Origin of the sequence: Curtobacterium sp. Leaf183 (assembly GCF_001424385.1) — a bacterium.
Lineage (GTDB): Bacteria > Actinomycetota > Actinomycetes > Actinomycetales > Microbacteriaceae > Curtobacterium.
Genome location: NZ_LMPO01000005.1, coordinates 1 through 11,047 on the forward strand (window position 1 = coordinate 1; position 11,047 = coordinate 11,047).

General features: G+C 68.4%; 10 protein-coding genes and 1 tRNA gene. 8 read left to right on the forward strand and 3 right to left on the reverse strand.

Translation table 11 applies throughout. The annotated features are described in order from the left end of the window. Positions 1-371 precede the first annotated feature (371 nt). The 6 genes from ASG04_RS03275 to pstB all read left to right on the forward strand — a co-directional run bounded on the left by ASG04_RS03275 (position 372) and on the right by pstB (position 7,811). Positions 372-2,537 carry an RNA degradosome polyphosphate kinase gene (locus ASG04_RS03275; protein WP_056120316.1) on the forward strand — a complete coding sequence of 722 codons (2,166 nt, stop codon included), beginning with the start codon at positions 372-374 and terminating at the stop codon, positions 2,535-2,537. A gap of 20 nt (positions 2,538-2,557) precedes the next feature. Then, positions 2,558-3,481: an NUDIX hydrolase gene (locus ASG04_RS03280; protein ID WP_235515419.1), complete on the forward strand. Its 924-nt coding sequence runs from the start codon at positions 2,558-2,560 to the stop codon at positions 3,479-3,481. A gap of 283 nt (positions 3,482-3,764) precedes the next feature. Continuing rightward, the gene (locus ASG04_RS03285) at positions 3,765-4,874 is read left to right on the forward strand and encodes a phosphate ABC transporter substrate-binding protein PstS (RefSeq protein WP_056120321.1); all 1,110 of its coding nucleotides are present in this window, start codon (positions 3,765-3,767) and stop codon (positions 4,872-4,874) included. Positions 4,875-4,957: 83 nt separating this feature from the next. Beyond that, entirely contained in the window at positions 4,958-5,908 is a 951-nt protein-coding gene (pstC, locus tag ASG04_RS03290) for a phosphate ABC transporter permease subunit PstC (RefSeq protein ID WP_056120326.1), read from the forward strand. 14 nt (positions 5,909-5,922) lie between these two features. Beyond that, complete coding sequence (gene pstA, locus ASG04_RS03295) at positions 5,923-7,002, forward strand: phosphate ABC transporter permease PstA (RefSeq protein WP_056120329.1); 1,080 nt, start codon at positions 5,923-5,925, stop codon at positions 7,000-7,002. Between the two features lie 29 nt (positions 7,003-7,031). Continuing rightward, positions 7,032-7,811, forward strand: coding sequence for a phosphate ABC transporter ATP-binding protein PstB (gene pstB / locus ASG04_RS03300; RefSeq protein ID WP_056120332.1), 780 nt, complete (start codon positions 7,032-7,034; stop codon positions 7,809-7,811). Positions 7,812-7,938: 127 nt separating this feature from the next. Here the strand turns inward: pstB and ASG04_RS03305 are convergent, their stop codons facing one another. The 3 genes from ASG04_RS03305 to ASG04_RS03315 form a co-directional block, all read right to left on the reverse strand. Further along, the gene (locus ASG04_RS03305) at positions 7,939-8,808 is read right to left on the reverse strand and encodes an anti-sigma factor domain-containing protein (protein WP_056120335.1); all 870 of its coding nucleotides are present in this window, start codon (positions 8,806-8,808) and stop codon (positions 7,939-7,941) included. Next, positions 8,805-9,404, reverse strand: coding sequence for a sigma-70 family RNA polymerase sigma factor (locus tag ASG04_RS03310; RefSeq protein ID WP_056120336.1), 600 nt, complete (start codon positions 9,402-9,404; stop codon positions 8,805-8,807). Before ASG04_RS03310 ends, ASG04_RS03305 begins: the two co-directional genes overlap by 4 nt. Before the next feature lie 566 nt (positions 9,405-9,970). After that, positions 9,971-10,600, reverse strand: a complete 630-nt coding sequence (locus ASG04_RS03315; RefSeq protein ID WP_056120417.1) for a hypothetical protein — start codon at positions 10,598-10,600, stop codon at positions 9,971-9,973. A gap of 123 nt (positions 10,601-10,723) precedes the next feature. Here ASG04_RS03315 and ASG04_RS17695 point away from each other — a divergent pair, with 123 nt between their 5' ends. Both ASG04_RS17695 and ASG04_RS03320 read left to right on the forward strand, forming a co-directional pair. Continuing rightward, positions 10,724-10,885 carry a hypothetical protein gene (locus ASG04_RS17695; RefSeq protein WP_181436968.1) on the forward strand — a complete coding sequence of 54 codons (162 nt, stop codon included), beginning with the start codon at positions 10,724-10,726 and terminating at the stop codon, positions 10,883-10,885. A 62-nt stretch (positions 10,886-10,947) separates the two neighbouring features. Continuing rightward, positions 10,948-11,020: transfer RNA gene (locus ASG04_RS03320), tRNA-Lys, on the forward strand. Positions 11,021-11,047 lie beyond the last annotated feature (27 nt).

Genomic DNA, 11,047 nt, shown 5'->3' on the forward strand with positions numbered 1-11,047 from the left:
CGTTGGAGTCGGACAGGATCCGCCCCTGGGCGTCGAGCTGCGAGATCTGGTCGGTGAACCCACCGTTGACGATCGACTGGATCTGGCGGATGGCCGACTTGGCCTGCTCGGTGGAGAGCACACGAGACATGGTGAACCTCTTTCATTTCGTAGCTGCACCCCCGCGCAGTGGAATCCCCCCGGAGGCTCTGACAGCGCCACCATACCCACATTCCCGTCTCAGATGTCACCGTTCGTATATCATGACGATGCCTTACCCCTGTAGGCGGGGCACCAACACGACGGCCTCCCGGGGCAGTCACCCGTCGGAGTTCTCCACAGGCGGCGCTGACCCGGCTCCCGCCCCTGGGACCGGGTGGCAGGATGTGCGCATGGACACCGAACCGCAGCTCGACGGCGAATCCGTCTCGCACGACCTCGACGACTTCGACGAGGTCGTCGAGGTCGAGCACGAGTCGCTGCCGACGGACCGGTACTTCGACCGCGAGATCAGCTGGCTGCGGTTCAACCAGCGTGTCCTCGAGCTCGGCGAGGACCGCACGGTGCCCCTCCTCGAACGCGCCAACTTCCTGGCGATCTTCGCCTCGAACCTCGACGAGTTCTTCATGGTCCGGGTCGCGGGGCTCAAACGCCGCATCGACACCGGCATCGCGGTCCCGACCAACGTCGGACGCGCCCCCAGCGATGTCCTGCGCGACATCGCCAACAAGGCGCACGAGCTGCAGGACCGGCACGCCCGGGCGTTCATCGGGTCGCTCAAGCCGGACATGGACGCCGCAGGCATCCACATCGAGCACTGGTCCGACCTGGCCGAGGCCGACCGACTGACCATGCGCGACTACTTCGCCGAGCAGATCTTCCCGGTCCTCATGCCCCTGGCGGTCGACCCGGCCCACCCGTTCCCGTACATCTCCGGGCTCTCACTGAACCTGGCGGTGCGCGTCCGCAACCCGAAGTCGCAGCGCCAGGAGTTCGCACGCCTCAAGGTCCCGCAGAACTTCTCGCGCCTGATCAAGCTGCCGGACGACAACTCCGGGCGCATGCGCTTCATCCCGCTCGAAGACCTGATCGCCAACCACCTGGGCGACCTGTTCCCGGGGATGGAGGTGCTCGAGCACCACGTGTTCCGCGTCACCCGCAACGAGGACGTCGAGATCGAGGAAGACGAGGCCGAGAACCTCATCCAGGCCCTCGAACGCGAGCTGCTCCGTCGTCGGTTCGGACCGCCCATCCGCCTCGAGATCACCGAGGACATGGACCCGGTCACGCTCGACCTGCTCGTGCGCGAGCTCGACATCACCGAGCAAGAGGTCTACCGGCTGCCGTCACCGCTCGACCTGGCGTGCCTGTTCGAGATCTCGAAGATCCCCCGTCCCGACCTCCACTACCCCAAGCACGTGCCGACCACCCCGGTGCAGTTCCAGCCGGGCGAACCGAACACCAAGCCCGACCTGTTCCGCGCCATCGCGGCCAGGGACGTCCTGGTGCACCACCCGTACGAGTCCTTCGCGACGAGCGTGCAGGCCTTCCTGGAACAGGCCGCCGCCGACCCGAACGTGCTCGCGATCAAGCAGACGCTCTACCGCACCTCGGGGGACTCCCCCATCGTCGAGGCGCTGATCGACGCCGCGGCCGCGGGCAAGCAGGTGCTGGCGCTCGTCGAGATCAAGGCGCGCTTCGACGAGCAGAACAACATCACCTGGGCCCGCAAGCTCGAGAAGGCCGGCGTGCACGTGGTCTACGGCCTGGTCGGGCTCAAGACGCACTCCAAGCTCGTGCTCGTCATCCGACAAGAGGGCGGGACGCTCAAGCACTACAGCCACATCGGCACGGGCAACTACAACCCCAAGACCTCCCGCATCTACGAGGACATGGGCCTGTTCACCGCCGACGACACCGTGGGCAAGGACCTGACCCGTCTGTTCAACGAACTGTCCGGCTACGCGATCGAGAAGAAGTTCAAGCGCCTGCTCGTGGCACCGCTGCACCTGCGCAAGGGGCTGCTCAAGCGGATCCAGGTCGAGACGGACAACGCACTCGCCGGCAAGCCGTCGGGCATCCGCATCAAGGTCAACTCGATGGTCGACGAGCAGATCATCGACGCCCTCTACCTGGCCAGCCAGGCGGGCGTGCCGATCGACATCTGGGTGCGCGGGATCTGCTCGCTCAAGCCGGGGATCGAGGGCGTCAGCGAGACCATCCGCGTCCGCAGCGTGGTCGGGCGGTACCTCGAGCACTCGCGGGCGTTCGCGTTCCACAACGAGGGCGACCCGTTCGTGTTCATCGGCAGCGCGGACATGATGCACCGCAACCTCGACCGCCGCGTCGAGGCCCTCGTGCGCCTGTCCGAGCCGGCCCACGTCAACGAGGTCACCGAGATGTTCGACCTGGCGATGGCCGAGTCCACCAGCTCGTGGCACCTGGAGTCCGACGGCGAGTGGACGCGTCGATCGACCGACGAGGACGGACGCCCTCTGCAGGACGTGCAGAATGTCATCATGCGGCAGATCTCGTCCCGGAAGCGCTCCGCACGGTGAAGGGCGGACCCTCGGGGCCCGTGGTCGCCGCCGGCGCGGTCGTCTGGCGCCACCAGGACGGCATCCCCGTCGTGCTGCTCATCCACCGCGAGCACCACAAGGACGTCTCGTTCCCCAAGGGCAAGGTCGACCCGGGCGAAGCCGTCACCACCGCTGCCGTGCGCGAGATCGACGAGGAGACCGGCTACCGCGTCCACCTCGGCGCGCCGCTCGGCACCGCCGAGTACGTGCTGCCGAACGGACGCGACAAGGTCGTCCACTACTGGGCCGCCAAGGTCTCGACGAAGGAACACGAGCGCGCCGGACGGTTCCAGCCGAACGACGAGGTCGCAGCGATCGAGTGGGTGAGCATCGACGACGCGCGCGCCCGGCTGACCTACGCGCGCGACGTCGAGATCCTCGAGCGCTTCGCCGACCGCGTGGCCGAGGGACAGCACGACACGTTCGCGCTCATCGCGTTGCGGCACGCGAAGACGACGCCCGGCTCCGAGTGGCACGGGCCGGACGCCACCCGCCCGTTGCTCGCGGTCGGGCGGTCCCAGGCCAAGGCCGTTGCGGCCCCGGTCGCCGCCTACGGTCCGCGCAAGATCATCAGCAGCCGAGCTGCGCGGTGCCTGGCGACGGTCGAGCCGTTGTCCGACACGCTCAGACTCGGTGTCACGAGCACCGCCGACATCAGCCAGGACGCCCACGACCAGGGCTCGGCCGACGTCAAGGGCGTCGTCCGCAAGCGGCTGGCGAAGGGCAGGACCGCGGTGCTGTGCTCCCACGGCCCGGTGCTGCCGGACATCGTCGCGCGCATCGCCACCGACACCGCTGCGGACACCAGCCGGTTCGACCTGCGCCGCGCCGCGATGCTGTCGGTCGGGGACTTCGCCGTGATGCACATCGCCGACGGCGCACTCGTCGCGGTCGAGACCCACCGCAACCCGGTCTCGGGCTGACCGAAGCCCCACCCGCTCCACCGTAGAGCCAGGTGTCCACCGGGCAGACGCCAGCGGGACCGAGCCGACCCGAGCCTCCAGTCCGTAGGCACGCTGCTCCTGAGCATGCTCCCCCGACCGCGCCCTCGCGCCGGTTCCGCGCCGCGACAACCCCTCGTTCACCTTCCGTTCACCGGCCGAGACCAATCCGGTCACTTCACGTCCCTACAGTCGCTCGCGGGTCGGCACCGACCCACGGGACCAGCAGCGGTCCCACCTGCACTCACTTCCCGAAGGGACCCCTGTGAACATCAAGCGAATCGGCTCGGTCGCGGCAATCGCGATCGCCGGCGCGGTCGTGCTCTCCTCGTGCGCGGCGAACGAAGGCGGCGCGGGCAGCACCTCGTCGGCCTCGGCCTCGGGTGTCGACTACTCGAAGCTCTCCGGCACCCTGACCGGCTCGGGCTCCTCCGCACAGCAGACCGCCGAGACCGTCTGGGCCACCGGCTTCCAGGACATGGCCTCCGGCGTCACGGTCAACTACTCGCCGGACGGCTCCGGCGCTGGCCGCAAGAACTTCATGTCCGGCGCGGCGGACTTCGCCGGCTCGGACGCAGCACTCTCCGACGAGGAGCTCTCGGGCACGTTCGCGAACTGCGCAGCGGACTCGAAGGCCATCGACATCCCCGTCTACATCTCCCCGATCGCCATCGCCTACAAGGTGGACGGCGTCAAGGACCTGAGCCTCGACGCGAAGACCATCGCGGGCATCTTCTCGGGCAAGATCACGAAGTGGAACGACTCGCAGATCGCCGACCTGAACAAGGGCGTCGACCTGCCGGACGCGAACATCACGGTCGTGCACCGCTCGGACGACTCGGGCACCACGCAGAACTTCTCCGAGTACCTGTCGGCGAACGCCGGTGACGTGTGGACCGAGGCCCCCAGCCAGACGTTCCCGTACCAGGTCGGCGACGCCGCGGCCAAGACCTCCGGTGTGGCCTCGGCCATGCAGGGTGCCTCGAACGCGATCACCTACATCGACGACTCGGGTGCGGGTGACCTCGCCAAGGCCAAGCTCATGGTCGGCGACACCGCCACCGAGATCAGCGCCGACGGTGCTGCCAAGGTCGTCGCGGACTCCGAGACGGTCTCCGGCCGCGCGGACAACGACCTCGCGATCGACATCGACCGCAAGGACACCGCCAAGGGCGCATGGCCGCTCGTGCTCGTCTCCTACGCCATCGCGTGCCAGGAGTACAAGGACTCGACCAAGGCCGACCTCGTCAAGTCGTACCTGACCTACGTGGTCTCGGACGACGCCCAGAAGGCCGCCGCCTCGGAGGCCAAGTCGGCCGCCCTGTCGAGCGACCTCGGCAAGAAGGCCGCTGACGCGGTCGCCTCCATCAAGTAACTCCTCACCGAGAGCCCGGACGCCGGTCAACCCACCACCGGCGTCCGGGCACTTCCCCGTCTCCCGACAGGAGTCCACTCCCCATGACGACCGCACCCGTCAAACAGGGTCCTTCGATCACCCCGCCGAAGCCCAAGGCCGTCGTCCGTGTCGGCGACCGCGTGTTCTCCGCCGCCTCGGTCATCTCCGGTGGCCTCATCCTGGTGGTCCTCGCCCTGGTCGCGGCCTTCCTGGTCTGGCAGAGCATCCCCGCCTTCTCGGCGAAGGTCGGCGAACTGCCGAACCAGGCCGGGAACTTCTGGGAGTACGTCGGCCCGCTGGTCTTCGGCACCGTGTGGTCCGCGCTGCTCGCGCTCGTCATGGCCGTGCCGCTCTCGCTCGGCATCGCCCTCTTCATCTCGCACTTCGCGCCCCGGCGCATCGCACCGCTGCTCGGCTACGTCATCGACCTGCTCGCCGCGGTGCCCTCGGTCGTCTACGGCCTGTGGGGCATCGTCGTGCTGTCGCAGTTCGTGAAGCCGTTCTACGCGTTCCTCAACGAGTACTTCGCGTGGATCCCGCTGTTCTCCGGGCAGGTCTCCGGCACGGGTCGCACGATCCTGACCGCGTCGATCGTGCTCGCGGTCATGACGATCCCGATCATGACGGCGATCATGCGCGAGATCTTCCTGCAGGCGCCGACCCTCAACGAAGAGGCCGCCCTCGCCCTCGGCGCCACCCGCTGGGAGATGATCCGCCTGTCGGTCCTGCCGTTCGCCAAGTCCGGGATCGTGTCCGCGGTCATGCTCGGTCTCGGCCGTGCTCTCGGCGAGACGATGGCCATCGCCCTGGTGCTGTCGGTCTCGACGAACGTCACCTTCAAGGTGCTCACGTCGCTCAACCCCTCGACCATCGCGGCGAACATCGCCCTGCAGTTCGCCGAGGCGTCCGGAACGGCCCTGAACGCGCTCATCGCGACGGGCCTGATCCTGTTCGTCATCACCCTGGTCATCAACATGCTCGCGCGGTACATCGTGCGCGCACGCGTCAGCTGAGAGGTCACGCCCCGATGTCCCTCGCACTCCATCAGTCCGCCGGCAACGTCTTCGCCAACGGCAAGCTGCACAAGTCCGTCCCGTGGCTGCTCCTCGGCGGCAGCTGGGTCGCGCTGGCCCTCGTCTTCGCGCTGCTCAACGCCGGCGGTGCGGTCAAGGACTTCAACGTCGTGGCCGCGCTGTTCCTCGGCACGGTCCTGTTCGACGTCCTGATCGTCGTCGTCTCGCGCATCGTCGAAGGCGGACGCAAGGCCGTCGACCGGCTGGTCACCTCGCTCGTGATCACCGCGTTCGTGATCGCGGTCCTGCCGCTCGTCTCGCTGCTGTGGACCGTGATCGCCGACGGGCTCGCCCGGTTCGACGTCGCCTTCTTCTCGTACTCGATGCGCGGCGTCATCTCGGTCGGCGGCGGTGCGCTGCACGCGCTCGTCGGCACACTCGAGATCACGCTGTTCGCGGCGCTGATCAGCGTCCCGATCGGCCTGCTCACCTCGATCTACCTGGTCGAGTACGGCCGCGGTGCACTCGCTCGCGGCATCACGTTCTTCGTCGACGTCATGACGGGCATCCCGTCGATCGTCGCCGGCCTGTTCGCCTACTCGCTCTTCGCGCTCTTCCTCGGCCCGGGTGCCCGCTTCGGCCTGGTCGGCTCGATCGCCCTCGCGGTCCTGATGATCCCGATCATCGTGCGGTCCACCGAAGAGGTCCTGAAGATCGTCCCGATGGAACTCCGCGAGGCCTCGTACGCGCTCGGCGTCCCGAAGTGGCTGACCATCGTGAAGATCGTCCTGCCCACGAGCCTCGCCGGCATCACGACGGGCGTCATGCTCGCGATCGCCCGCGTCATCGGCGAGACCGCACCGCTCCTGGTCACGGCCGGCTACACGTCGAGCATGAACTACGACCTGTTCGGCAACCCGATGATGACCCTGCCGGTGTTCGCCTACACGCAGTACTCGCAGCAGGGCGCCAACCCGGTGCCGTTCGTCGACCGGGCCTGGACCGCCGCACTGGTGCTCATCCTGATCGTGATGCTCCTGAACCTGCTGGCACGCTTCGTCACCCGCCTCTTCGCCCCCAAGCTCTCGCGCTAGCGCGAGTCCCGAACACAGTAAGGATCACCGTGTCCAAGCGCATCGAGGTCGACGGCCTCAACGTCTACTACTCGAAGTTCCGCGCCGTCGAGGGCGTCGACATGATCATCGAGCCCCGCACGGTCACCGCGTTCATCGGCCCGTCCGGCTGCGGCAAGTCCACGTTCCTCCGCACGCTCAACCGCATGCACGAGGTCATCCCCGGCGCGTACGTCGAGGGCTCGGTCAAGATCGACGGCGACGACCTGTACGCCCCGGGCGTCGACCCGGTCATCGTCCGCCGCCAGGTCGGCATGGTGTTCCAGCGCCCGAACCCGTTCCCGACGATGTCCATCAAGGACAACGTGCTCGCTGGCGTGAAGCTCAACAACAAGCGCATCAGCCGCTCGGAGGCCGACGACATCGTCGAGCGGTCGCTGCAGGGTGCCAACCTCTGGAACGAGGTCAAAGACCGCCTCGACAAGCCCGGCATGGGCCTGTCCGGTGGGCAGCAGCAGCGTCTGTGCATCGCTCGCGCGATCGCCGTCCAGCCCGACGTGCTCCTGATGGACGAGCCCTGCTCGGCACTCGACCCGATCTCGACCCTGGCGATCGAGGACCTGATCGAGGAGCTCAAGAAGGACTTCACGATCGTCATCGTGACCCACAACATGCAGCAGGCGTCGCGCGTCAGCGACCGGACCGCGTTCTTCAACATCGCGGGTACCGGCGCCCCCGGCAAGCTCATCGAGTACGACGACACCACGACGATGTTCTCGAACCCGTCGGTCAAGGCCACCGAGGACTACGTCTCGGGTCGCTTCGGATGAGCTGACACCTGGCACGGCCTGAAGGCCCGGTGCACGTCCGCAACGGACGGTGCCGGGCCTCTCGTGGTCATGACGAAGGCCCGGCACCGTCCACAGGGACGGTGCCGGGCCTTCCTGGTCGCGGGGACTACACCGAGTCGGTGGGGACCGCCACGATCGGGGTCGTGGTCGGCTGCTTCGAGCCACCGGCGGGCTCGACCGTGATGCCGATCGTCGCGCCGCTCGCCTTCTCGCCGCTCAGCACCGCCGAGCGCACGCCGCCGTCGACGTCGTTCATGAGACCGGCAGACTTGATGGTGCCGCCGGTGTCCTGCGAACCGATGTACCAGAGCTCGTAGGTCTTGTCGTCCGGAGCGGCCTTCACGCCGTCGAGGATGACGGCCGACTTGCCGAGCTGGTCCGACCACACGACCGTTGCCGTGCCGCCGCCGGTGACCGTCGCGCTCTTCCGTGCGAAGTCGGGCGAGGCGTAGATCTGGTCGAGACCGGACGCTGCCTGCGAGGAGGTGACCTCGGGGCCGGAGCCGCTGCCGAAGATCGCGCCGCCGGCACCGAGTCCGAGGGAGACACACACCACACCGACTGCCGCGACGGCACCGATGAACGCTGCCGGACGCTGGAACCACCGACGGTGAGCCGCAGCACTGGCCGCGCCACCGCCGGAGGCGAGGGACGTGACGGAGGCGCTGGGGGCCTCCTGGACGGGTTCGGGCGCCTCGGTCGAGGCGAGGTGACGCGCCGGGGCGACCTGCTCGGCGGGAGCCTGGGGCATGGTCTGGATCGCCGCCATCAGCGAGGACTTGAGCGACGCGGGCGGTGCGACGGACTCGACCGCGTAGGCCAGGGCACGTGCGGTCTCGGCGAGCGAATCGGCCTCGGCTCGGAGCTCCGGGGACTCGGCGAGTGCGATCTCGAACTCGCGGCGCTCGTCCTCGGTGAGGGCGTCGGTCGCCCAGGATCCGGTCAGGAGCGCGGGGTCGTCGTGTCGTTGTGTCATGACGTCACCCCCATCTCGTCGCGTAGACGAATCATCCCGTCGCGGAGACGGGTCTTCACGGTGCCGATCGGCACCCCGAGCATCTCGGCCATCTCGCTGTGCGAGTAGCCGCCGTAGTAGGACAACTGGACTGCCTGGCGCTGGAACTCGGTCAGACGACCGAGGGCCCGGCTGACCCGCTCGTGTTCGATGCGGATCTCGACGGACTCGGACACCTGGTCGAATCCGGACTCGAAGTCGCGGATGCCGATCTTGGTGTCGCGGTCTCGAGAAGACTGTGCGGCCCGGACGCGGTCGACGGCCCGGCGGTGGGCCATGGTGAGGATCCAGCTCGCGGCGCTGCCGCGGCCGGTGTCGAACTTCGCGGCCTGTTGCCAGACCTCGAGGAAGACCTCTTGTGCGACCTCTTCGGACTGTGCGCGGTCCCGGAGGAGCCGTGTGATGAGCCCCAGGACCCGGCCGGCGAGTTCGTCGTAGAGCTCGGAGAAGGCCTGTTGGTCGCCCTGGGCGACCCGGAGGAGGAGGGAGTCAGCGGACACAGGGGCGGGCTCGGTCGAGCTCCAGCTGTCGGTGTCGCGTTCCACGATCGCAAGCATTGCAGGTTTTCCTCCTTCCGGTGCTCGGGTGGTCCGATTCACCGCCGGTGTTCGGCTGTGCGGTGTCTCGGGAACGGTCGGCACGAGGGGCCCTGCGCGACCCGCAGGGAATTACTCCGGCCGGGTGGACCGGGTCGAGTCGCACAGGGTGACCCTCGCCGTGTGACGACCCATGGGTTCCGTCACACGCTGATGATTCGGCACCCTCGCCCAGTCGGTTTGCTCGAAGACCGGTTCTCGTCCGGATCGTCGTCTCGGAGCGCTTCCCGCGTCGACGCGCCCGGCGTGTCGGTGTCCACCGTGAGTGAACACGGACGCGCGCTCGGGTGGGATCTCGTAGACTCGACCTCGCCGGGCCGCAGCAAGCCCCGGGCTCCAAAATTCGCCGCTTCGAGCGGCCTCGCGCCGAGAGGCGCTTCTGCGGCCCGGTCTTCCTCTTCCCGCTTCCGGGACGGTCTTCCTCTGCCCGCTTCCGGGACGGTCTTCCTCTGCCTGCTTCCGGTAGACGCTTCGGCGTCCGGCCAGGAGGCCCGGTGCAGGTCCGCCGCGTCCGGCCGCGCGGGCCGTCAGTCCAGGGCGTCGCGGCGCCAGAGCGCCGCCGCTGCGGAGAGGTCCTCGGCCAGCTCCGCCAGACGGAAGGCGCGGACCGTCAAGACGCTGGCACGCGCTTCCGCCGTCAGGTCGGAGTCGTCCGCCACGCTGGTCGCCCCCGCGGCGGCGAGTCGACAGAAGGCCGCCCCGCGGTCGAGTGCCACCGCGAAGTCCCCCGTGTACAACCCGTGCAGGATGCTGTCCGCGAGCGACAGGATCTCCGCCGGACCGGTCGGTTGCTCGGCCCCGGCTACGGCCTGGTCGATCGTGGTGATCCGCTCCGTGCCGCGCGTGAAGAAGTACGCGATCTCGTCCGGGTTCTGCCGGATCACCGTGCGCATCAGGTAGATCCGCCACAGGGCCCCCGGCAGCGTGTGCGCCCCGACACGTGCCCACAGCTCGGCGACGGCCTCGATGCCGTGCACGTCCGTGTAGGTCACCAGCCGCTCGACGACCTGCGGGTCCGGGTCCTGGCGCACGCGGTGCAGCAGGGCGTTCGCGGTCTCGTGCGCGACGCGGTTCACCAGGGCCGGGTCCTCGCCGCCCTGCAGCGCGGCGAACTCGGCGTCGGTGAAGTGGACAGGACGGTGGTGATCGCGAGGCACCGCAGCAGTGTAGGCGTCGCCGGTGACACGCCCGCTCCCCACCGGCGCAACCCGTCGCTGCCGTTCCGCGTACCGTGTGCGGGCGAGGGAGGGACTCCTCCCACAACGGAAGAGAGGACCCTCATGAACCCGCTGCTCATCATCCTGGCCGTCATCGCGGTCATCCTGCTGTTCGTCGGTGGCTTCACCGCGAGCCTGAAGTTCCTGCTGTGGGTCGGCCTCGTGCTGCTCGTCATCGCGGTGGTCATGTGGCTGTTGCGCACGCTGACCAGCCGGCGGGGCTGACCTCCGCCGCCGTCCCGACGCATTCGGTCCCGGAGGCCCTCGCCCGCTAGCCTTGCGGGTGAGGGCCTCTAGCTCAGTTGGTAGAGCACCGGACTTTTAATCCGAGGGTCGTGGGTTCGAGCCCCACGGGGCCCACTGGAACCGCCCACCCGACTTTTCATC

Bases quoted from the DNA above. Each gene is read 5' to 3' on its own strand.
- ASG04_RS03310 (WP_056120336.1), bottom strand. From the start codon at position 9,404: ATGCTTGCGATCGTGGAACGCGACACCGACAGCTGGAGCTCGACCGAG.
- ASG04_RS03305 (WP_056120335.1), bottom strand. From the start codon at position 8,808: ATGACACAACGACACGACGACCCCGCGCTCCTGACCGGATCCTGGGCG.
- ASG04_RS03275 (WP_056120316.1), top strand. From the start codon at position 372: ATGGACACCGAACCGCAGCTCGACGGCGAATCCGTCTCGCACGACCTC.
- ASG04_RS17695 (WP_181436968.1), top strand. From the start codon at position 10,724: ATGAACCCGCTGCTCATCATCCTGGCCGTCATCGCGGTCATCCTGCTG.
- pstA (WP_056120329.1), top strand. From the start codon at position 5,923: ATGTCCCTCGCACTCCATCAGTCCGCCGGCAACGTCTTCGCCAACGGC.
- pstC (WP_056120326.1), top strand. From the start codon at position 4,958: ATGACGACCGCACCCGTCAAACAGGGTCCTTCGATCACCCCGCCGAAG.